Origin of the sequence: Rhodococcus sp. 05-2255-1e (assembly GCF_002259025.1) — a bacterium.
In the GTDB taxonomy this organism is placed as follows: domain Bacteria; phylum Actinomycetota; class Actinomycetes; order Mycobacteriales; family Mycobacteriaceae; genus Rhodococcoides; species Rhodococcoides fascians.
On record NZ_NOZE01000009.1, the window covers coordinates 139,934 to 161,614 of the forward strand.

Genomic DNA, 21,681 nt, shown 5'->3' on the forward strand with positions numbered 1-21,681 from the left:
TGTCACATCAGGGCTTTGCCTAGTGCTTACCTCGACATTGTGAAACGTGTTGTGCTTCAATCATGTTGCCGAGGATTCGTCGGTCGGACGGGCAGCGGCCAATTCGGCCCTGGAACGGATACCCATCTTGGCGTACACCCTGGTCAGGTGAAACTGAACGGTCTTGACCGACAGGAACAACTCGGCTGCTACCTCACGATTGGTCATTCCAGTGGCGACCAGGCCGGAGACAGCGTCCTCCTGCGGGGTCAGAGCATCGTGTGCGCGGTTCTTCAGAACAGCGTGCACGCCACCCGCTTTGAGCTCACGATCGCACCGTCGAACGTACGTGGTTGCTCCCAGTGCGAGATAGCCCTCGCGGGCCGCGCTGACGACGGCATCGGCCTCGCGTCTCTTGCCGGCCCTGCGCAGGGTCTGCCCGTAGGCGTAGTTGACTCGAGCGCGGTCGTACGTCAGGGGCAGCGGTGCCAACGAGGCCAGTGCGTCCTCGAATGATGCTCGGGCAGAATCGAGATCGCCCATTGCGCCGTGTAGTCGGCCACGAGCACAGGCAAGGCGGGCGTGTGCGGAGCGATGACCACGATCGCGCACTCTGGCCTCGTGTCGCATCAGAAATTCGTCCGCCTCGTCGAGCCTGCCCTCGACAATCAACGCATTGGCGTACACATCGGGCCACGCCCAGAAGCCGGGTTCGGATACGTCGAACTGAGCCCACTGCTCGGTCAACGGGGCAAGGGCCCGCAGAACCCCGGCATAGTCGGCTCGAGCCTCAGCGATGGCCGCACGACCGAGAGCCGATGGCACCCTCATGATTTCGTAGTCACGTGCGCCGGAATCACCACGGTGTGCGCTGGTTGCGGCGGCCACCCAGTCTCCGCGGAGCGCGTGGATCTGAGTCGCGGTCCACTGGAGCAGCGGAACGATCAATGCGGCACCGGAACGGTCGGCCAGGTCGGAACCAGCTCCCACCAACCGAAGCGCCGCATCCCACTCGCCGGTGACGAAATAGATGCGCGCCAGCCAACCGTGAGCCCACAACGAGATTCGCGTCGAACCGCCGAGGAAGTCGGTGGGTGCTGCGGCTTCGAGTTCCGAGCGCGCGAGATCGATATGGTCCGTTGCGAAGTGGAGCCAGCCCGCACCCATCTGCACCCGTTGTCCGACGGCCCCGGTACTGGCGTGTCCCCACAGGTCTCGGTAGCTGCTCAGCGCTTCCGCGACACGCCCCGTGCCCGCCAGACCGAGGCCTCGAATGGACTGCGCCTCCACCGCGGTTGCGTGGTCGGCTCCGACGAGTTCGACTGCGCGATCGGCCCACAGCACGAGGTTGGCACCGTCGCAGCGCGCCAAATTGTGCAGTACCTGCCGATGGCAGATCACAGCGGCCACCTCGGGGTCGTGCCGCGTCCGTACCAGCTGCCATGCCCGGGTGAGTCGAGCTTCGGCCTCGTTGGGGCGCCCGCGCAGGATGGCCAGATAGCCGAGTACGGCATTGCGCGTGGGGGTTTCGCGGAGACTTTCGATCTCGGCGATGTAGTCCGACGCCGTCCGCATGTCACCGGCGCCGATGAGGGCGTCCACCGCGCGAACGAGCCGATCCTCGCGCGCATGCGGTTCCTGGGTCGATCGACTCGACAGGAGGTACAGCCTTGCCGCCGTGGCCCATTCGCCGATTCCTGCACGTGTCGCTGCGAGTGCGTCCAAGCGGTCCGAGACCAGTGGATCGGGCAGTGGCGACGCGTGGACCAGGTGCGCCAGCTGATCGGCCGGATCGGCCTCGGCTGCGGCAGCGGCTCGATGCACCTGCGCGCGTTCGACCCTGCCCATCGTCGCGAGCACCGCGGCGCGGACCGTTGGATCGTGAACCTCGAGGATGGTCGCCGCGGAGCTGCGTCGGACGGTCACCAGGGCACATTGTTCGGCGAGATCGACAGCAGGCCAGGGATCGTCGATGCCGGCGACCTCGCACACCGTGGTCAGCGGTCGGCCGTCTTCGAGAACGGTGGCAGCCGAGACCAGACGCCGCGCATCGTCGGTGCAGAGAGCGAGAGCGGTCCGAACGTCTGCTTCCACGAAGGCGGGCGCAGGTAGGTCGGGCCGAACGCCCTTCCATGTCTCGCGCGGCACCTCGTCCAGCAGCGCAACGGCGTGCCGAGGACGTCCGCCGGTGTGACCTGTCAGGTGAGCAGCCGAGGACGGTGACAGGATGATCCCCTGCAGAGCGGCGAGTTCGGCTACGGCCGACACCGTCAGCGGCGGTACCGCCACGGACAGGTCGGCAGCGCGATCGAGAACCCGGTGCGACTCGACACAGCCGTCGGGCAAAGGCTTTCGAGTACATACGACCGCGAGTCTCGCGGATCGATGGTGCCGAACGGCGGAGGCGAGGGCACGGAGCGAGTCCGGGTCACAGTCGTGCGCGTCGTCGATCAGCAGGATCGTCACGCCGTCAGTCGACAGCGCGTCGGCGACGCGGTGTCCCCACTCGACCGGGTTCGTCCCATCGATCCGGACTCCCGGGACGAGTTGCATGACGAGGCCGAACGGCACCTGTGTTTCCCACGGCACCGCAGCTGCGCGGCGCACCACTGTCTGCTCCCCCTCGCTGCCGCCCGTCCGTTCGACCTCACGCAGAATCGACGATGCTCCGATGCCTGCCGGGCCGGTCAGCACCACGAAGGCCGACATCGTCGCCGAGGCTTCGACCGCCCGAATCAGGACGTCCAGCAGTTCACCGCGGCCGATCAACGGTGAAGGGGACATGACGTCACCGTATCCGTGGTGCGCGGGTGCGTCCGGCGATCGAACCAACACGTTCATGACTCAGCCCGGGTCGCCGCCGGCCACCGGGAGCACGGTGCCGGTGATGTACGACGCCTCGTCGGAGGCGAGGAAGCAGATCGCTGCGGCTTGCTCGTCGAGAGTTCCGTAGCGCTTGAGCAGTGACGACTCCACAGTCTGGTCGACAATCGCCTGGTACCAATCCTTTTCCTGTTCCGTCGACGGCGCGGGCCCACGAGCGACGCGTCGCGGCGGTGCGTCGGTACCACCGGGGGCTGTGGCGACCACTCGAACACCGTGCGAAGCCGCCTCGAGGGCCAGAGTCGCCGTGATGGCGTTGACGCCCCCTTTCGCGGCTGCGTAGGGGACCCGGTGGATCCCGCGGGTGGCGACCGAGGAGACGTTGACGATGGTGCCGGCACCGCGTTCGATCATGTGTGGGATCACCGCGCGGCAGGACCACAGGGTCGGGAACAGCGACCGGGAGATTTCCTTCTCGATCTGCTCCGGCGGGTACTCGGCGAACGGTTTGGCCCAGATGGTGCCGCCGACGACGTGAATGGACACATCGACGCGTCCGTACGCGGTGAGTGCAGCGTCCACCACCGACGAAGCACCCTCCCAGGTTTCGAGGTCGGCGATCACTGGGGTGGACTCGACATCGTCTTGCCGAAATTCCTCGGTGAGAGATTCGACCAACTCGGACCGGTCGGCCAGAATCAGTGCTCCGCCTTCGGCTCCGATCCGTCGGGCCACGAATTCCCCGATACCCTGGGCCGCGCCGGTGATCAGCACGACCTTGCCTGCGAATCGACCTGGGCTGACGAACTTGGGTCTCTTGTTCGTCCGGGATTCGTGCATGGCGCGTTTCATGGTCGCCTTCGAACGGTCGGCGTGATCGGCGATCAATGTCCGTGCGCGCTCGCGATCCCCGGCCTCGAACGCGTCGACTATGTCCAAATGGTCCTGGGCGCAGAGCGGATCGCACCAGGTCGCGTTGCGCAAAACGTCCTCCATGGCAGCCTTGACGCCGAGAGCCCGATAGGCCTGCAGCAAATGCTCGTTGCCTGTTTGTGTGAAGAGGTAGTCGTGAAAAGCAGCGTTGGTCTCGGTGTACGCGGCGGCATCGACGAACCGATCGCCGTCGACGTAGCGAGTGGTGGTCTCGGCCAACAGCCGGTATCCGGAGATCTGTTGCGAGGACAGTCGGCCGATCACGAGTTCGAGAGCACCGAGTTCGAGGGCGCGCCTGGCCTCGAACACCGCGTCCGACTCGTGTACCGAGGGATGCTCCTCGCCGATCTCGTACCCCGAACTCGAAGCCGGGACAGGTTCGGGACTGCGCGCGATGAGCGGCTCGATATCCCGCGAAGGCCAGATGCGCTGTGCTGCAACGGAGTGTGCCTCCGGAGTGAGGAGCAGATCGGAGCTGTCGTCCAACCCGGTCCGGTCGGCGGCCGATCCGGCGACCGTAACGCGCTGACCCGCGATCGCGCGCATGGTGTCTGCCTCCTCTGTTGCCGACATGCCGGTGCCGTGCGAGCGCAGGGGCTCAGCCACCCGACTGCCGAACACGGCTCGTCCGAAGATGCTCCTGCCATCGACAGCGGGTTCGAGGTCGGACGATGCCGCAGGTACGACGTCGGCATCGGCTCTGGCGACTGCCGCGTCGATGGTCGATGTCCGGTCGTCGTTCGCCAGAACCGCTGTCACAGAACCGGTGTCGTCGTCGAGACTCTCCTTCGCAGCGGCCGAGGACGGCGCGAACTTCTCGTAGTAGAAGCCGGTCGGTTCGATGCCTGCCTCGGTGAAGTGCGTTCGGACGGCCTCCACCATGGGAGGCGGCCCACACAGGTACACCGCGACATCACCGCTGTTGAGATGCGCTTGTGTCAAAAGAGCAGTGACGTATCCCTTGTTGGCAGCGGTGGTGGAGGGGTCCGAAACACAGTGATCCCACGTGAATCCATCCAATGTCGAGGCCAGGCCAGCGAGCTCGTCCAGCTGGACGACATCGTCGTCGGTGCTGGCGCCGTACACGAGATGCACGGAACGAGAGCTCGATTCGGCCGCCATCGTGCGCAGAATCGACAGGATGGGAGCCAATCCGGTGCCGCCGGCCAACAGCAGCGCAGGTCGCTGAGCCTCGCGCAGAAAGAAACTGCCGTGTGGGCCGGTGAACGAGATCTTGTCGCCCACGGCCGCGGTGTCGCTCAGGTAGGTGGACATCAGTCCGCCCGGGGTGAGCTTGACCAAAAACTCCAACTCCTCCGATCCGGAGACGCAACTGAAGGAGTAGGACCGGGTTTCCTCTGAGCCGGGGACGGTGATGTTGACGTACTGACCGGGGAGGAAGGCGAGCGTGCCACCTGCCGGTGCCTCGACAGCGAGCCTGACCGTCGTGGGAGAGAGTTTCTCCACGGCGGCCACGACCGTGTCATGCGTCGCCGCTTGGGTTTTGGCCACCGCCGAGGTGCTGGCAATCTGCAGCACCAGATCGGAAGTGGGCTTCATGCTGCAGGGCAGACAGTAGCCCTCGTCCGATTCCGACTGCGAGAGCGCGTCGTCGAGGTAGGTACCGCCGTCGTACTCACCGGATTCGCACAGCGCCTTGCAGGTGCCGCAGGCACCGTCCCGGCAGTCGAGAGGAATGTTGATCCGCGATCGGTAGGCGGCGTCGGCGACGGTCTGTTCGTCCTCGCAGGTGATGAAGCGGGTGACGCCGTCCTCGAAGGACAGTGCGACGGAATGACTCACGATGGAACTCCTCGGGATTACGGCCGGTCGATCAGAAGTGATAGATGTCGACGACGTGGTGGATGTAGTCGTTCTTCAGCACCACGGTCTTGCGCCGGATGAGTGGCGAGTCGCCGGAGAAGTCGATCGTGTAGAACGAGGTTCCGTAGTACGGATCGATGGTCTTGTAGCGGAAGTACATCGTGTGCCAATTGAATCGCACGTCGACGATATCTCCCCGACGCTCGATCACCTCGACGTTGCTGATGTTGTGACTGGTTCTAGGCTCCGGTATCGATGTGGCACTGGACCGTTCGGTCCGGATGCGGAACACGCGGTCTTCCAGCCCACCTTTGTTCTCGTAGTAGATCAGCGAGATGTCGGTCTGGGGATCCTCGGTGAGCAAGTCGTTGTCGTCCCAGCAGGGCATCCAGTATTCGACGTCGTCCGCGTAGCACGTGAGCCACTTCTCGAACTCGCGATCGTCGAGGTAGCGCGCTTCGCGGTAGAGGAACTGCTCGATGGACGTCTGGGTGATCAGGCGCGACGAGGCAGCCTGTGCGGCGTCGGTGTTGTCGACGGTGGCAGTCATGTCAGACCCCCTGTGCTGCAACGGGTGCGGAGTCGGCTGCGCGCTGCTTGTCGAGGGCAGCGAGCAGGGTCTTGCGCCAGTAGCCGTGTTGGACGGGGAACAGGCCCTCGTCTTCGTTCTTGACGCCTGCAGATATGACACCGGGCATATCGAGTGCCTCGGCGACCGGGTCGGGGCCGGTGAGCCAGTGCTCCGCGCCGCGGCTCATGTCGTTCCACGGCGCATTGGTTGCCTGGAACGTCAGCTGGCACGAGCGGAACTCTTCCAGGTCATCGGGTGTCGCCATGCCGGAAGCGTTGAAGAAGTCCTCGTACTGCCGGATCCGATGTGCCCGAGCCTCTTTGCTCTCACCCTTGGGTGCGATGCAGTAGATGGTGACCTCGGTCTTGTTCGGCGCGATCGGCCGGAAGTGCCGGATCTGCGTGCTGAACTGATCCATCAGGTAGACGTTCGGGTACAGGCACAGGTTGCGTGAACCCTTCACCATGAATTCGCCCTTGGCGTCGCCGAACTTCTCCTTCAGTGCGTCCATCTGGTCCCAGAGCGGGCGGTCCTGGGGGTTTGCCGCCCAGGTCCACAGGCAGAGATGGCCGTTGGGGTACGACCAGTAGCCGCCGCCCGACTTGCCCCAGCCGCCGGCGTCGAGTGCCTTGGTGGTGTTCTTGGATCCGCCGTTGTTTCGGCGCGAGGTGGTCGCGGCGTAGTTCCAGTGCACGGCACTGACGTGATAGCCGTCGGCCCCGTTCTCCGCCTGCACTTTCCAGTTTCCGTCGAAGGTGTACGACGAGGATCCGCGCAGAACTTCGAGTCCGTCGGGAGACTGGTCGACGAGCATATCGATGACCTTCGTCGTGTCACCGAGATGCTCGGCGAGGGTCGAGACGTCGTCGTTCAGGCTCGCGAAGAGGAAGCCGCGGTAGCTCTCGAAACGGGGGACCTTGGTGAGGTTGTGCGATCCGTCCACGTCGAATGTGTCGGGGTAGCCGGCACCGTCGGGGTCCTTGACCTTGAGCAGTGTGCCGTCGTTGCGGAACGTCCAACCGTGGAAGGGGCAGGTCAGAGTGGTGCGGTTGTCGGTTTTGCGTCGGCACAGCATCGCACCGCGGTGCGCGCAGGCGTTGATGAGGCAGTGCAGCTCGCCGTCCTTGTCACGGGTGATGACAACGGGCTGTCGCCCCATGTGAACCGTGAAGTAATCGCCGTTGTTCGGGAGCTGACTCTCGTGGGCGAGGTATATCCAGTTGCCCTCGAAGATGTGCTTCATCTCGAGCTCGAAGACCTCCTCGTCGGTGAAGATGCTCCGATTGGCGCGGTAGATGCCGGCAGCGACGTCGTCGATCACCGCTCCGTCGATCGTGTTCTGTACGTGATCCAGCATGTCGGTCATATCGGGTTCCTCCAGGCGCTTCGAGTTCGATTACAAGCGACTGTGTCAGGGAGTGGCTGTCGTCACACCAGGGCTTTACCTAGGCCCAACCTGGGTGACCATTGATCGCTGTCACTTATCAATCAGCGCAAAATAGGTCTTTGTCAACGATGGATTCCAGCCCTACTGTGGTCAGGGTCACCCCATCACCCACAGAAAGGCTCGGTCATGGAACTTCGGCACCTTCACCACTTCGTGGCCGTGGCCGAGACTCGGCACTTCGGCCAAGCCGCTGCGCGGCTGCATCTGGCTCAGCCGGCGTTGTCGCAATCGGTTCGCCAGTTGGAGGCCGAGCTGGGTGTGACACTGCTGGCCAGAACGACCCGTCAAGTGAGCCTGACTCCGGCAGGCGAGTTCTTCTATCGAGAGACACTTCGCAACCTGGACAATCTGGAGCAAAGCGCGCGAGGAGTGCGCAGGATCGCCGACGGCCGATACGGGTTGGTACGCATCGGCTTCACCGGTACTGCGGCCTTCGATCAACTGCCTCCAATAGCGCGTGCGATCAAGCAGAGACTGCCCGGTATCGCCCTGGAAATTCACGGTGACCTGCTCACCCCCGCGCAGGTGGACGGTCTTCGCTCGGAACATCTGGACGTTGCGGTTCTGCGGCCACCTGTCGCGGGCGACGATCTCGTGCTGCGGAAGATCACCACCGAATCGTTGGTGCTCGCACTGCCCGTCGATCACCGATTCTCCACCGAACCGGCGCTCGACGTCGCCGACCTCGCGTACGAGGACTTCGTCATGTACGCCGACACGCATTCGGTGGTCAACGAAGCTGTGGTGACGAGCTGTCGCGCCGCGGGCTTCAGCCCGAGGCGCGAACACGAGGCCCCGGACACCTCTGTGCTGCTCGCGCTCGTCGCGGCCGGGTTGGGCGTTGCGCTGGTTCCCGAATCTGTCCGCGCCCTGCAGTTGACCGGCGTCGTGTTCCGCGATATCGCCGGCGCGAGCACTATCGATCTGGCGTTGGCCTGGTGCCGAGATCGGCCGTCGGCGCTCGTCGATGCGCTGGTCGCAGCGTTGGAGGACGCGGGAGTGCTCCCTCGGCTCGAACCATCCGTTCCGTCTGCTCAGCTGAAGGACATGTCATGAAGATCGTCGCAGTCGATGCGATCCCCTACTCGATTCCGTACCGAAAGCCGCTGAAGTTCGCCAGCGGCGAGGTCAGCGCGGCCGAGCACGTACTCGTTCGGGTACATACCGACGACGGCATCGTCGGTGTCGCCGACGCTCCGCCTCGGCCGTTCACGTACGGCGAGACCCAGCGCGGGGTGGTGGCGGTAATCGAGACCCTGTTCGCGCCGGCCGTCGTGGGACTGCCGCTCACCTCGAGGGAGGTGGTCAATGCCAAACTTGCTCGTACAGTGGGTAACCCGGTTGCCAAATCTGCCGTGGACATGGCCATCTGGGATGCGCTCGGGCAGACACTCGACCTACCCGTCACCGAACTTCTCGGCGGCTACACCGACCGTATGCGGGTGAGCCACATGCTCGGATTCGACACGCCTGCAGCGATGGTCGACGAGGCGAGTCGGATGCGAGAGACATACGGCATCGGAGTCTTCAAGGTCAAAGTCGGGCGAAGGCCCGTAGAGCTCGACACCGCCGTGGTCCGCGCACTGCGAGAGGGGCTCGGTGAGACGGTCGAACTGTACGTCGACGGCAATCGCGGATTGACCGCTGCCGAATCTGCGCGTGCCATGAAAGAGATGTCGGATCTGGGGCTCACTCTTGCCGAGGAACTGTGCCCGGCCGACGACGTCCTCGGGCGTCGTTGGCTGGTACAGCAACTCGATGTTCCGTTCGTTGCCGACGAATCGGCGACGACCCCGGCGGAGGTCACTCGCGAGATCCTCGGTGGGTCCGCAACGGCCGTCAGTATCAAGACTGCTCGCACCGGATTCACCCGCTCGCTCCGCACTCATCACCTGTGCGAAGGGCTCGGTGTCGACGTGGTGATGGGAAACCAGATCGACGGCCAGCTCGGCACAGCCTGCACCGTCGCCTTCGGCGCGGCCTTCGAGCTCACCTCACGCCGAGCAGGCGAGCTGTCGAACTTCCTCGACATGAGCGACGACCTGCTGACCGAAAGCCTCGTCATCCGCGACGGCGAACTGCACGTACTGCCGGGCTCGGGCCTCGGCGTGCGTATCGACCCCGACAAACTCGCGAAATACCGCACCGACCACTGATCTTCAGCCCCGAAGAACGCAACTGTGAGCCAAGGAGTTCTCCATGAGCATCGACCACGCACCCTCGACGGAATCCGCTACCGAGGTGGCCACCGCAGCCGCGTCGGGGGCGAACGCCACCGAGCGTTTCACCTCCGACAAGCAGGCAGCCGCCGACACCCCGCCGGAGCGAGTCAGTCTGCTTGCTCGACAGGTCATTTCGGCAATCCATGACACGATTCGCGAACACAAGGTCACTTACGACGAGTACAACGCACTCAAGGCCTGGCTGATCGACGTCGGTCAGACCGGTGAGTGGCCGCTGTTTCTCGACGTCTGGGTAGAGCACGTCGTCGAAGAAGTTGCCGGCGAATCCCGCGAGGGCAGCAAGGGCACCATCGAAGGCCCGTACTACGTTCCGAATGCCCCGGAACTCGGGTCGGCCGCGATCCTGCCCACTCGCGACGGCGAACAGGGCACTCCGCTGCTGTTCCAAGGTCAGGTCACGAGCGTCGACGGTAGCCCGCTGCCGCATGCGGTCATCGAGATCTGGCACGCCGATTCCGACGGCTTCTACTCGCAGTTCGCGCCCGGAATCCCGGAGTGGAATCTGCGCGGCACGGTCACGGCAGACGATCAGGGCAACTTCTGGATCCACACGATGAAGCCCGCCCCGTACCAGATCCCGACCGACGGGGCCTGCGGCAAGCTGATCTCCGCGGCCGGCTGGCACCCGTGGCGTCCTGCACACCTGCACCTCAAAGTTGCGGCTGCCGGGCATCAGCAGATCACCACCCAGCTCTATTTCCCGGGCGACGCACACAACGACGACGACGTCGCCAACGCCGTCAAGCCCGAACTGATCCTCGATCCTCGGGAAGTCGACGGCGGCCAAGAAGTGACGTACGACTTCGTACTCGACAAGGACTGAGTCACATGCTTTTTGCCGTGAAGATGCACGTCGCATTGCCGCAGGACCTCGATGCGGACGTACGAGCAGACACCCTCTCCAGGGAGAAGGCGTACTCGCAGCAACTGCAGCGGGACGGGGAGTGGGTGAGCATCTGGCGCATCGTCGGCCAGTACTCCAACCTCAGCATCTTCGACGTCCGGGACAATGAGCGGCTTCACGACATCCTGTGGAATCTCCCGCTGTTCCCGTACATGACGATCGAGGTGTCCCCGCTCGCGCAACACCCGTCGGACATTTCCGCGGGGTGATCGACCCCGCCGAACTCGAAGTTGTGGACGGAATATCCGCGGAATCCGTCCCTAACTTCGAGTTCGCGGGAAGATCCGGTCGACGACGCGGTCGGCGATCAGCTCATGCGTCGACTGGTCGGGGTGCAGCCTATCCGGCAACGGGTGGTCCTCGACATCGTTGTCTCCGTACAGTTCTCGGCCGTCCAGGTAATGAAGGTGAGGGTCCGCGGTGGCGCGCTCGGACACGATGCGGGCGAGTTCCTCGCGGATCACGGTCAGAGTCAGCTTTCCGGCACGCACCTCGGCGGGATCACCCGTCGCCGCGAATTTCACCGTGCCCGACGCCAATGCCGCCGGATCGAATGCACCTGGGCCGGGGGTGTTCTCGTGGATGGGGCACAGCAGCGCGGAGATCACGAACAGTGGGGTGCGGGGGTGACCGTCGCGGATGGTGTCGAGAAATCCGTGCACCGCGGAGGTGAATGCGCGTAGCCGCATCACGTCGGAGTTGACGAGGTTGATTCCGATCTCGAGGCTGATGAGGTCGGCGGGCGCGTCCCGAATGGCCGTCGCTACGAAGTGATCGAGCAGTGCGCTTCCGCCGAAACCCAGATTGCGCAGTTGCACACCGGCTGTCGCGGCGGCGAGGGCCGTCCAGGTGGTGCTGGGCCCTGTGGCGTTGGACCCTTGGCTGATGGAGCTGCCGTAGTCGATCCAGATCGGTCGGGTGTCGATAACGGGTGAGACAGCGGCGTCGGTACGCAGCGCGACCAGTTCGATGATTTCGTTGTGCGGCAACCAGATTTCGACGTGTTTGTCGGTTGCGGACAGCCCGGAGAACCGCGCGACACCGGTCGGCTCGACCTGATCGGTGACCGACCCCGTCGCCATGTCGATGGTCGTGGTGATGCCACCCGTCGTCGGAACGCGCTCGATGAGGACGCCGTCGATTCGCAGGTCGAACAGTCCGGCCGGCCGCGGCGGCAGGCCCAGGAATGCGCGACGGGTCGCCACTGCCTCGATCTCGACAATGGTGGCGGTCGTGGTGAAGACCAACCGAACTCCGGACGGCTGAGATTCCGCCATCGTGAGCTGGGGGTCGGTGAAGCGCTGACGAGCTGCGCGCGGCAGGCGATGGGGAAGCACGCCGTTGTCGGTTCGTTCCAGCTCGGCCGCGCCGTGCAGAAGTGTGTCGGAGATGTCGGTAGTGATCATGGTGGTCTCGATCTCTGGAGTGTCGGGCTGAGGTAAGGGCAGCTGGCGCACTTGCCTTCCTATATGAACCGTATATTTGCCTAATGCATTTAGGCAAACCGTTTCGCACACGGATGGGCCGCACGTAATTAAGGTGGCCACATGCGCATCGACGAGTATCGGACGTACGACGGCCTCGGGCTGGCCGAGTTGGTCTCCACAGGCGATGTCACCCCGCGTGAACTTCTCGATTGCGCACTGGAGCAGGCGAAGTCGGTGAACCCGGGTCTCAACGCGATCGTGCGCCCGATGCGCGAGGAGGCCGAGCAGCGGCTGGCCGGAACGCTGGAAGGTCCGTTCGCCGGGGTGCCGTTTCTGATCAAGGACCTGTCGCAGGATTACGCGGGGCTGCCCACGTCCAGTGGTTCGCGCGCACTCACCGAGCTGCCGATGCCCGAACACGCGACGGTGGTGCAGCGCTGGCTCGACGCAGGCCTGGTCATCTTCGGTAAGACGAACACCCCGGAGTTCGGTGCCAAGGGAATCACCGAGCCGGCAGTGTTCGGCCCGGCTCGAAACCCGTGGGACCGCAGCAGAACTCCCGGTGGTTCGTCGGGTGGTTCCGCCGCGGCGGTCGCGGCCGGAATCGCGCCGGTGGCGGGAGCGAACGACGGAGGCGGCTCCATCCGCATTCCGGCGGCGTGCTGTGGACTGGTCGGGCTCAAGCCCGGCCGCGGGCTGGTGCCGTCGGGACCGACGTTCGGCGAGCCGATGCACGGGGCCGCAGTGCAGGGCGTGGTGTCGAGATCGGTCCGCGACACCGCCGCGATGCTCGATGTACTCGCCGGTGGTGAGCCGACGTCGGGATACTCGTCCACGCCGCCGCCCGACGGGTTCCTGTCTCGGATGGACACCGACCCGCGGCCGTTACGGATCGGCATGTACGCCGCGACCTCGGTGAATCCGTCTCCGGCCCCGGAGGCGATCGCTGCGATGGAATCGGCGGCGACCACGCTCGGCGAACTGGGCCATACCGTCGAACTACTCGAGGCCCCGCCGTTCGACGACGCAGCGCTCAACCGCGAATTCCTGCTCGCCTGGTTCACGTACCTGGCGTGGGAAATGGAAGAGGTCAAGCGCAGAACCGGGTGCGGTGACGACGCATTCGAGCGGGACACCCGAATCATGGCCGCGCTCGGCCGATCCGCGAGCGGAGTCGACTACCTCGATGCGGTGGAGGGCCGACACGTGCACGTGCGGGCCCTGGCCACCTACTTCGAGACGTACGACCTGCTGCTGACCCCGACTCTGGCCGAGCTGCCCCCGAAAATCGGGGCGTTCGAGCTCGCGAAGCCGCTGCAGTTGGCATCGGACTTGCTGTTGCGCAGCCGAACTGCGGGAATGCTCAAGTACACCGGCATCGTGGATCAGATGATCGACGAGAACATCTCGTGGATCCCGTACACCCAGACCGCCAACGTCACCGGGCGTCCCGCCCTGTCCGTTCCGCTGCACTGGACGAGCGCAGGTCTGCCCATGGGCGCACACTTTCTCGCCCCGCTGGGCGGGGAGGGGCTGCTCGTCCAACTCGCAGCGCAGTTGGAACGAGCAGTGCCCTGGGCTCATCGATACAGCGACATCGGCTGACAGCGACATCAGCTGACAGACATCGACACCGGCTAGCGGGTCGCTCCGAGCTGGACCTTGCCTGCGATGCCGGACGGACGCTGTCGCACGGTGCCGTCGACGATGTCGACGACTCCGCCTGCCCAGTCCGGATCGGTGTCGGCTGCGGCCTGAGGATCGGCGTGTGCGTCCGTACCTTCCTCGGCTGCCACCGTGATGGAGCGTTCCAAGGCCTCCCGCACACTGAGCAACGTCGTATCCGGTTCTGCGAACACCTCCGTCGCGGCATTACCGCGTCGCACGACCATGTCGTGGGTCAGGCTCTCCACCAACGAGATCACGGTGCCGGGCGGCATCGCGGTGATGACTGCGACCGCGCGGCCGACCAGCCCCGTCGGCAGCAGTGGCACCGGAATCTGTGCTCGGCGCAGACCGGCGACGCTGCCGTACGCCTGCAGGAGTTCCGGGTAGCTCATCGTCTCGGTGCCGCCAATGTCGAACGATCCGGGACGGGCTGTATCGCCGAGGGCGCGGGCGATGATGGCGACGACGTCCACGACGGCGATCGGCTGCACCTGCCTCCGCATCCACGTCGGAATCGGCGTCACCGGCAGTCGCTCGGTCATGCGCCGCACCAACTCGAACGACGTGGATCCGGAACCGAGGATAATGGCGGCCCGAAGGACGGTGGCATCGACGGAACTGTCGAGGAACGCCTCCTCGACCTGCAGCCGTGAGCGCAGGTGATCCGACAGAGGAGTGCCGTCGTCGGGAATCAGTCCGGACAGATAGACGATTCGCTGGAGACCGTTGCGTTCCGCAGCAGCGGCCATCGACTGCGCGGCGTGGCGATCCTTCTCGACGAAATCGCCCTCGTCCATCGAGTGGACCAGGTAGACCACCGCGTCGACGTTCTCGGTAGCGGAGTCGAAGCTGTCATGATCGTCGAGGTCGAAGTGCACTGCCGTCACGTGCGCACCCCAGGCGAAACGCGACTTCTTCTTGGGGTCACGCATCGCGGCGTGTACCTCGTGGCCCTGTTCGAGAAGCACGGGGATCAGCCGAGATCCGATGTATCCGGTTGCGCCGGTGACCAGCACTCGCATGAGATTCTCGTTTCTGTAGACAGGGGTCATACCCTGTCCGGGCAGTCTCACTCCCCGCTTCCGGTGCCGGATGACACACTGTGCAGGTGAGTGCGCGCATCAGGAACAACGTGAAAGTCGTCGGAGCTGCCGACGGCCCGGTCGTGATGCTGGCGCACGGCTTCGGCTGCGACCAGACGTTGTGGCGAGGCGTCACCGAAATCCTGGCTTCGCGATTCCGGATCGTCCTGTTCGACCACGTGGGGGCTGGGGCAGCCGACCCCGCGGCCTGGGACGCCGAGAGATACGCCCACATGAGCACGTACGCCGCCGACATCGTCGAGATAGCGCAGGAACTCGACCTGACCGACGTCACGTTGGTCGGTCACTCGGTGGCGTCGATGATGGGCGTGCTGGCCGCCACCGCTGCGCCCGATCGATTCACCAAGCTGATTCTGCTGACTCCGTCCCCCCGGTACATCGACGACGGCGACTACCGCGGCGGCTTCAGTGCAGAGGACATCGACGAACTGCTCGAATCGCTGGACAGCAACTACCTCGGTTGGTCTGCATCGATGGCATCGGTGGTCGTGAACGCACCCGATCGACCGGAACTCGAGAACATGTGGACCGCGAGCGTGTGCCGAACCGATCCGGCGTGCGCGCGGGTGTTCGCCCGCACCACCTTTCTGTCCGACAATCGGGCGGATCTGCCTGCAGTACCGGTGCCGACGTTGATCATCGACAGTGCGCGCGACTCGCTCGCACCGCCTCAGGTCGGCCGGTTCGTGCACGAACAGATACCGGGGAGCGTCCGCATCACGCTCGACGTCAGTGGCCATTGCCCGCAGATCACCGCACCCGAACTGACGGCCGAGACCATCGCGGACTTCGTGAGACCGTCGTGATCGATGACCTCGATGTCGAGGACCTGTACGAGAATGCGCCATGCGGGTACCTGTCCGTACGCCCCGACATGCGGATCGCGCGACTGAACTCGACGCTGGCAACCTGGCTGGGCTTCGAGGTCGACGCGCTGGTCGGCACCGATTTCGGGGAGCTGCTCACCGTCGGTGGACGGATCCACTACGAGACCCACTTCGGGCCGATGCTGTTGATGAACGGCAAGCTCGACGGCATTGCACTGGACCTGGTGACTGCTGATCGCCGACGGCTGCCGGTGTTCATCACGGCGAACGTCAAGATCGACGCAGAGGGCCGGCCGGTACTGATCCGCATCACGGCGCTCGACGCTCGCGATCGCCGTACCTACGAGCGCGAATTGCTGCAATCACGCACGCGTGCAGAACTGTTGGCCAAGACGCTGCAGCGGTCGCTGTTGCCGCCTGCTCTGCTACCGCCGTCGGGGATGACCGCCGCGGCGCACTACCGGGCAGCGTCCCGCGACGAGGTGGGTGGCGACTTCTACGACCTGTTTCCGTTGTCCGACGACTGCTGGGGCTTCTTTCTCGGCGACGTCTGTGGCAAAGGTGCATCGGCGGCCGCTGTGACGTCGCTGACGCGGTACACGTTGCGCGCGGCAGCGGTGTACGACGAGAACCCCGTCGCGGTGCTGCAGAATTTGGATTCTGTTCTGCGACAAGAGTTTCGGGATGCCAATGCGCAGTTCTGCACTGCGGTCTTCGGCATTCTGAGCCGAACGGACACCGGATTCGAGGTATCGATGGCCAGTGGCGGGCACCCCCCACCGCTGGTCCTTCGTGCCGACGGCACCGCCCACTACGTGACCATGACGGGCGGCCAGCTGATCGGAATACTTCGGCACGCTCGCTTCGTTCCGGCGACCGTCACGCTCGAAGCAGGGGACACCCTGATGCTCTACAGCGACGGTCTCACCGAAGCGCGAGTCGGCCGGGGCCGATACGACGACGACGGTGCTCTCCTGGAATTCGCGACGGCACACGCTCCGGCGACTCCGGCAGCCATCGTCGACGATCTGCGGTTGCTGCTGCGCAGTTTCGGCGACGGTCTGGCCGACGACGCCGCCGTCATGGCACTGGGCGTATCCCCGGCCCCCGACTCAGTCGAGGGCAGCGAGGGCTGACGGCAGGTCGGCGTGCAGGGTGAATTCCTGATCCAAGCCCATCAGTTTGATCGGCCGGCTGGTGGTCGGTCCGTCGGCGACGACCGAGAACGACAGGGAGTCTCCGTGATCCTGTTGCGCCGTCGCGAGAACGGTCATGGCCGCCGAGGCCAGAAACGACACTCCGCTCAGGTCGACGATCAGTGCAGCCGGGCCGGTCGCGGTCTGTGCGGTGATGGCCTCGGACAGTGCCGGAGCGGTGGTGACGTCGAGCTCGCCCGCTACCGAGATGACGGCCGCGCGCCCGTCGTTGGAGGACTGGATCGAGAATCCTGCGGCGTTCGTGTCGACTGGCATCTGTACTCCTGAATCGTTACCCGCCGCGCTCGTCGACGGGGGATGCGGACCATTCAATCAGGCGGTGTCAGCGGAGCGTGACCTGAGTTCCTCGAAGTGCAGGCGCGCCCACCGTGGTGGTCCAGGAGGGGACGGCCTCCGGTGCGATTCCGGTGGCACCGCCGTAGATGACGGCCAGGGTCTGCTGCTCGGTGACCGAGCCCGCGTACGACGCGGGAACAGGAGAGAGCTGCGGAGCCGAGAGCACCGGGATGTTCTGCTCGCCCGGGTTTCTGGTCGGTACCTGGTACGAGCCGTCGTTGGGTGACCCACCCGGGTACTGCGGGAAGTATTCGCCCGCATTGCGGTCGAGCGGGGTGTAGCAGCTCGGTCCGCGGGTCTGCTCGAACAGCCGTGGCTCGTCCTGGTTCGGCAGGTATCGACCCTTCGGATTGACGAACGGCATCGAGACGTTGATGCCGGGATACTCGTCGCCGACGCCGGTGACGATCCTGCCGCGTCGGGCCCCTTCGGCGAACTGCGCGACCGTGCAACCCAGGGCGGGGGAGAACTCGGCCAGCACTTCGAGTGCCTCGCGCGAATTCGCGGCGAGACCGATCAGCTGCGTCGAGTTCGCCTCGAGAAAGCCGGCCGTCGTGTTCGAGGCGGATGACACCGACGTGTACAGCGTCGCGAGCGCGGATTGCTTCTCGACGACGGTGTTGCCGGTGGTCCGCAGATTGTCGAGAGCGCTGACCAACTCGGGAGCTGCATCGGCGTAGGTCTGGGAGAAGTCCGCCAATCCGCGTAGGTCCTGCTGGATGGCGGGGAGTTCGGTGTTCAGTCCGGAGAAGATGTTCTCCAGCCGATCGATCGTCAGGCCCAGCTGTTCTCCGCGGCCGCTGAGCCCCTGTGCCAGTGCGCCGAGGGTGTTCGAGAGATCCTGTGGCGGCACGGCTTGGAGCAACGGCAGCAGGCCGTCGAGCAATTGCCCCACCTCGATGGCATTTCCGCTGCGATCCTGCTTCAGCACGGTGCCCTCGGTGATGGGCGAACCGGGCTTGCCGTCCGGCGGAATCAACGCGACGTACCGCTCACCGAAGAGAGTCTTGGGCAGCAGGCGAGCCGTGACGTTCGAGGGGATCATCGGCGCTTTGTCCGGCTCGATCGCCAGTTCCGAGGTGACGACGCCGTCGGTGGTCGTAGCCGATCGGACCTCGCCGACGATCATGCCGCGCACCTTGACGTCGGCATTGCGGGGCAGCGCGTTGCCGACGCTGTCGGTCTCGAGGGAGACGGTCACGACGTCGACGAATGTCTTGTTGTACGAGGTGACACTCCACCCGACGAACACCACGATGAGCACGACCAGTCCGATTCCGAGGAGACGGTTCTGCACCGGCGAAGGGGCGCCGGTCATGCGACGGTCTGTGCGACAACAGCAGTCATGACGCGAACCTTAGTGCTACATAGAGTCACACTTACTGCTCCGACACCCCTTCTGAGATGCACCTATCAATGCCCGGGTGATGCGATACAGATCACACGCAGTCGGTGTGTCAGTCTGCGATCAGTTGCGTCGAAGAGAACCAGCCGTCTCCGCCGCGTTCGCGCTGACGACCGATGACGTATCGGCCGGGTGCAATTCCGGTGGCCCCGTGTTCGGGGTGAATGAGGTAAGCGGTCTCCGAGTTGCTCAGGATGCCCAGAGCGAGGCGTCGAACGTCGTGCACCGGACTCGACCACGTGCACCCGCGGCCGTCGGCGACGAGGCTGTGCGGATTGCCGCCCGCCGCACTGCGGAGGAGTTCGATGCCGGACAACGGCACGGTCTCGTGTCGTGTCGTGTCCGTTCGGTGGTGACGACGATGCCGTCGAGTACGGCGAGCGGGACGACGATCAGATCTCCCTGGGCCTGCGACCCGTTGACGACGGGCACCGATATCTCCTTGTCGAGGTAGTCGAAGACATCCAGACCGGTGCGGCTGGTGAGAGTGGACAGCGTGATGTTCGAGTTCATGGGGTCACCTGTGGGTAGTTGTGGGGTGGTGCCGAATGGGGGTGCGGTGAGTCAGGTACGCCGGAGGAGCCGGGCGTAGTCGGCTCCGGCCAGACCGTAGGTCCAGCCTGCCGCGTCGATGGCGGAGGTGAAGGCAGCGGGGACCCGCAGCCCGTAGCGGCGCCGTCGACCGTCGCGTTCACGAGAACCGTTGACGGCGAGCAGAATTCGTCCCCCGTCCTGCCAGCCCTCCGGTGCTGCGTACAGCTCCAGGGTGCAGCCCGGGTTCCCCGGATCGTGGCCGGTGTCGACGAGGCGTAGGCCCGCCTGCTCCAGATAGGTGTCCCAGCCGATTCGTTCGATGGCGCTTCGTCGCACTTCGACGTTGCGTTCGACGGTGATGCGGTCGACCGTGGGGTTGTCGATCACCCAGCTCGGAACGACGGTGCCGCTCAGTACGTGGACTGCGCTGCCGTCGGCGAACTTCACGGCCGGACCCTCCGAATTGTGCAGCCGCACTTCACCGTGCGGCGAATCGGGTAGCGGTTCGACGTGTACGGCGGTGGGCCGTTCTGCCATCACTGCGATGTTCTCGAACGCCCACCACCACCCCGTCGACTCGATGAGGGCGGTTTGGACGTCGAGTAGTTCGACGTCCTCGAAAGAGAACCGTGCGAGGCCGTGGCGACGGAAAGCGTCGTAGTAGGCGACGCGATGGGCTTCTTGTTGGCCGTACCAGGTGATGGAGCCGAACGGGCGGGGAGTGGTCGTGCGGATGGCAGTGGCAATTCCGTCGAACAGGCTGGTGTGCAACGACGTACGGACGGTCCGGTCGATGATGGGATCCGGGCTGATCCCGGCGAGGGCCGCCTCGATCGGGGTACCGCGGGCGATGACGCCGCGGACTCGAAAGTCGTTGCTGCCGTTGACCGTCGCCCACCGGTGTTCCCGCGGCCATTCGATGTGGCGGCGCTCGATGATGCGGTCCATGCGGTGCCGGGAGTCGGACAACATGGTCGCGATCGCGGCGTCCACCTCGGTGCCGGCGGTGGATATCGACGGTGTTCTCGCCAAGTGTCTGCCGGCGATGAAGGTCGCTGCAGCCCGAGGCGACGGCACCCAATGGAACTCGGGCTCGTCGAACCCGGCAGATCGATACAGTTGTGCCACAGCATGTTCCGCGACAGATCTGTCGGCTGGGCCGGCTTTCAGTCCGTAATCGAGCCACCGGTCGCGTTGCGCACAGACCGCGCGGATGTCTTCGGCGTAGGAATCGGGATCTTCGGAGAATGTGCCTCGACGGGGGAATGTCGACGGCATCGGCACGGCGCTCACTTCGGTGAGGCGGTGTCCGCCTTTCCTGTTGTCATGAACCAAGAGTGACACGAGATTCGGCCGAGCGCAAGGGTTGCCCACGTGCGCGGAAGTTCGTAGCAGGGGTCGAGTTTCCACTCACATGGGTCAGCGCGAGCGCAACACCAATTTCGCGGCACTGATGTCGTCGATCACCAGATCGGTGATCAGGCCACCGCGCAGTGCGGCGGTGAGGGCGTCGAGTTTGGACTCTCCCGCCACGATGGCGACTCTGCGCGGGACGGCCTTGAGCCGATCGAGACTCGGCCCACTCGATCTGTCATTCAACGCAATTCGGTTGTAGCTGCCGTCGGATCGGAGGAACACCGTGGCGATGTCGCCGACGACGCCGTCACGTTGCAGCTCGGCTCTGTCCTCGCGTTCGAGATAGCCGGCGCTGTAGACGTGACTCGGAACGGCTCCACTCATGACGCCGATGCTGAAGACGGCGAGGTTCATGCGATCCTGAAGTTCGAGCACGCGCCTGATGCTGCGCTCGCGCCACAGGTGCTGCCTCGTTTCCGGATAGTCGAAGAAAGCGGGGACCGGAAATCCCTGTGCCGCAGCCCCGTACGCGTCGGCGAACGTCCGGATGATGTCGGTGGCATACGAGACCCCCGTGGTGCGCATGTTGGCTGCCCCGTTCAGTTGCACCACGCTCGAGTTGTGGGTTCGTTTGGGGGCGAGCTTGCGGCTGACGGCGCTGACGGTGGTTCCCCAGGCGACGCCCATCACCATGTCCGACTCGAAGAACGACGTGAGTAGTCGGCCGGCGAAGGTCGCGACCCGATCGAGACGCTGCAGTTCGTCGACCGTCTCCGCGACCGGCACCACGTGTGCACGAATGTCGTACAGATCGGCGAATGCACGCTCGATCCGCGGTGCCTGACCGAGTGGGGTGGAGATCTTGATTTCCACCAGTCCCGACGCCCGCGCGAACGTGATGAGTCGTGAGACTGTCGAACGAGATACGCCCAGCTCACGGCCGATGGCCGCCATCGTCATGTCCTGGAAGTAGTACAGCCGCGCCGCCTGGGTGGCATGGCCGGTCCGCAGGTCGGATTCAGGAGTGATGCCGGTGTCCGTCACGGCACCAGTGTACGACCGAATTGCACATATGTGCATCAGC

The 21,681-nt window shown here is 64.8% G+C and carries 17 protein-coding genes and 1 pseudogene; 7 read left to right on the forward strand and 11 right to left on the reverse strand.

All coding sequences use genetic code 11. The features are described from left to right. Positions 1-60: 60 nt before the first annotated feature. Genes CH262_RS03950 through benA form a run of 4 tightly spaced genes read right to left on the reverse strand, consistent with a single transcriptional unit; the run spans position 61 to position 7,496 of the window. Entirely contained in the window at positions 61-2,763 is a 2,703-nt protein-coding gene (locus CH262_RS03950) for a helix-turn-helix transcriptional regulator (RefSeq protein ID WP_094717351.1), read from the reverse strand. Between the two features lie 60 nt (positions 2,764-2,823). Continuing rightward, positions 2,824-5,538 (reverse strand): benzoate 1,2-dioxygenase electron transfer component BenC, encoded by a 2,715-nt coding sequence (gene benC / locus CH262_RS03955; protein ID WP_094716954.1) that lies wholly within the window; start codon positions 5,536-5,538, stop codon positions 2,824-2,826. 31 nt (positions 5,539-5,569) lie between these two features. Continuing rightward, positions 5,570-6,109: a benzoate 1,2-dioxygenase small subunit gene (benB, locus tag CH262_RS03960; RefSeq protein WP_094716955.1), complete on the reverse strand. Its 540-nt coding sequence runs from the start codon at positions 6,107-6,109 to the stop codon at positions 5,570-5,572. Position 6,110: 1 nt separating this feature from the next. Then, positions 6,111-7,496, reverse strand: a complete 1,386-nt coding sequence (gene benA / locus CH262_RS03965) for a benzoate 1,2-dioxygenase large subunit (protein WP_094716956.1) — start codon at positions 7,494-7,496, stop codon at positions 6,111-6,113. A gap of 207 nt (positions 7,497-7,703) precedes the next feature. On the opposite strand from benA, the gene CH262_RS03970 reads away from it, so the two are divergent. Genes CH262_RS03970 through catC form a run of 4 tightly spaced genes read left to right on the forward strand, consistent with a single transcriptional unit; the run spans position 7,704 to position 10,933 of the window. Next, positions 7,704-8,633 (forward strand): LysR family transcriptional regulator, encoded by a 930-nt coding sequence (locus CH262_RS03970; RefSeq protein WP_094716957.1) that lies wholly within the window; start codon positions 7,704-7,706, stop codon positions 8,631-8,633. Further along, positions 8,630-9,733 (forward strand): mandelate racemase/muconate lactonizing enzyme family protein, encoded by a 1,104-nt coding sequence (locus CH262_RS03975; protein ID WP_094716958.1) that lies wholly within the window; start codon positions 8,630-8,632, stop codon positions 9,731-9,733. Before CH262_RS03970 ends, CH262_RS03975 begins: the two co-directional genes overlap by 4 nt. Before the next feature lie 43 nt (positions 9,734-9,776). Beyond that, positions 9,777-10,643, forward strand: coding sequence for a catechol 1,2-dioxygenase (catA, locus tag CH262_RS03980; protein WP_094716959.1), 867 nt, complete (start codon positions 9,777-9,779; stop codon positions 10,641-10,643). Between the two features lie 5 nt (positions 10,644-10,648). Further along, the gene (gene catC / locus CH262_RS03985) at positions 10,649-10,933 is read left to right on the forward strand and encodes a muconolactone Delta-isomerase (protein WP_032368702.1); all 285 of its coding nucleotides are present in this window, start codon (positions 10,649-10,651) and stop codon (positions 10,931-10,933) included. A gap of 51 nt (positions 10,934-10,984) precedes the next feature. Here catC and CH262_RS03990 read toward each other — a convergent pair whose 3' ends face one another. Then, entirely contained in the window at positions 10,985-12,130 is a 1,146-nt protein-coding gene (locus CH262_RS03990; protein ID WP_094716960.1) for an SGNH/GDSL hydrolase family protein, read from the reverse strand. Positions 12,131-12,271: 141 nt separating this feature from the next. On the opposite strand from CH262_RS03990, the gene CH262_RS03995 reads away from it, so the two are divergent. Then, a complete protein-coding gene (locus tag CH262_RS03995; RefSeq protein WP_094651593.1) occupies positions 12,272-13,756 on the forward strand; it encodes an amidase in 1,485 nt (494 codons plus the stop codon). Between the two features lie 32 nt (positions 13,757-13,788). Here CH262_RS03995 and CH262_RS04000 read toward each other — a convergent pair whose 3' ends face one another. Continuing rightward, the gene (locus CH262_RS04000) at positions 13,789-14,871 is read right to left on the reverse strand and encodes an NAD(P)H-binding protein (protein WP_051364916.1); all 1,083 of its coding nucleotides are present in this window, start codon (positions 14,869-14,871) and stop codon (positions 13,789-13,791) included. Between the two features lie 56 nt (positions 14,872-14,927). On the opposite strand from CH262_RS04000, the gene CH262_RS04005 reads away from it, so the two are divergent. Both CH262_RS04005 and CH262_RS04010 read left to right on the forward strand, forming a co-directional pair. Then, positions 14,928-15,728 (forward strand): alpha/beta fold hydrolase, encoded by an 801-nt coding sequence (locus CH262_RS04005; protein ID WP_032368041.1) that lies wholly within the window; start codon positions 14,928-14,930, stop codon positions 15,726-15,728. Beyond that, positions 15,728-16,885 carry a PP2C family protein-serine/threonine phosphatase gene (locus CH262_RS04010; RefSeq protein WP_373453767.1) on the forward strand — a complete coding sequence of 386 codons (1,158 nt, stop codon included), beginning with the start codon at positions 15,728-15,730 and terminating at the stop codon, positions 16,883-16,885. Before CH262_RS04005 ends, CH262_RS04010 begins: the two co-directional genes overlap by 1 nt. Here CH262_RS04010 and CH262_RS04015 read toward each other — a convergent pair. The 5 genes and pseudogenes from CH262_RS04015 to CH262_RS04035 all read right to left on the reverse strand — a co-directional run bounded on the left by CH262_RS04015 (position 16,862) and on the right by CH262_RS04035 (position 21,641). Continuing rightward, positions 16,862-17,221: an STAS domain-containing protein gene (locus CH262_RS04015; protein ID WP_032368699.1), complete on the reverse strand. Its 360-nt coding sequence runs from the start codon at positions 17,219-17,221 to the stop codon at positions 16,862-16,864. The genes CH262_RS04010 and CH262_RS04015 overlap by 24 nt on opposite strands. Before the next feature lie 67 nt (positions 17,222-17,288). Further along, positions 17,289-18,620 (reverse strand): MCE family protein, encoded by a 1,332-nt coding sequence (locus CH262_RS04020; RefSeq protein ID WP_032373529.1) that lies wholly within the window; start codon positions 18,618-18,620, stop codon positions 17,289-17,291. A 139-nt stretch (positions 18,621-18,759) separates the two neighbouring features. Further along, positions 18,760-19,220: pseudogene (locus CH262_RS04025) on the reverse strand (hypothetical protein). A 51-nt stretch (positions 19,221-19,271) separates the two neighbouring features. Then, positions 19,272-20,519 carry a DUF6745 domain-containing protein gene (locus CH262_RS04030; RefSeq protein WP_094716962.1) on the reverse strand — a complete coding sequence of 416 codons (1,248 nt, stop codon included), beginning with the start codon at positions 20,517-20,519 and terminating at the stop codon, positions 19,272-19,274. Positions 20,520-20,660: 141 nt separating this feature from the next. Further along, a complete protein-coding gene (locus tag CH262_RS04035) occupies positions 20,661-21,641 on the reverse strand; it encodes a sugar-binding transcriptional regulator (protein ID WP_027494675.1) in 981 nt (326 codons plus the stop codon). Positions 21,642-21,681 lie beyond the last annotated feature (40 nt).

Bases quoted from the DNA above. Each gene is read 5' to 3' on its own strand.
- CH262_RS03950 (WP_094717351.1), bottom strand. From the start codon at position 2,763: ATGTCCCCTTCACCGTTGATCGGCCGCGGTGAACTGCTGGACGTCCTG.
- benB (WP_094716955.1), bottom strand. From the start codon at position 6,109: ATGACTGCCACCGTCGACAACACCGACGCCGCACAGGCTGCCTCGTCG.
- benA (WP_094716956.1), bottom strand. From the start codon at position 7,496: ATGACCGACATGCTGGATCACGTACAGAACACGATCGACGGAGCGGTG.
- CH262_RS03970 (WP_094716957.1), top strand. From the start codon at position 7,704: ATGGAACTTCGGCACCTTCACCACTTCGTGGCCGTGGCCGAGACTCGG.
- CH262_RS03975 (WP_094716958.1), top strand. From the start codon at position 8,630: ATGAAGATCGTCGCAGTCGATGCGATCCCCTACTCGATTCCGTACCGA.
- catA (WP_094716959.1), top strand. From the start codon at position 9,777: ATGAGCATCGACCACGCACCCTCGACGGAATCCGCTACCGAGGTGGCC.
- catC (WP_032368702.1), top strand. From the start codon at position 10,649: ATGCTTTTTGCCGTGAAGATGCACGTCGCATTGCCGCAGGACCTCGAT.
- CH262_RS03990 (WP_094716960.1), bottom strand. From the start codon at position 12,130: ATGATCACTACCGACATCTCCGACACACTTCTGCACGGCGCGGCCGAG.
- CH262_RS03995 (WP_094651593.1), top strand. From the start codon at position 12,272: ATGCGCATCGACGAGTATCGGACGTACGACGGCCTCGGGCTGGCCGAG.
- CH262_RS04000 (WP_051364916.1), bottom strand. From the start codon at position 14,871: ATGACCCCTGTCTACAGAAACGAGAATCTCATGCGAGTGCTGGTCACC.
- CH262_RS04015 (WP_032368699.1), bottom strand. From the start codon at position 17,221: ATGCCAGTCGACACGAACGCCGCAGGATTCTCGATCCAGTCCTCCAAC.
- CH262_RS04020 (WP_032373529.1), bottom strand. From the start codon at position 18,620: ATGACCGGCGCCCCTTCGCCGGTGCAGAACCGTCTCCTCGGAATCGGA.
- CH262_RS04030 (WP_094716962.1), bottom strand. From the start codon at position 20,519: ATGCCGTCGACATTCCCCCGTCGAGGCACATTCTCCGAAGATCCCGAT.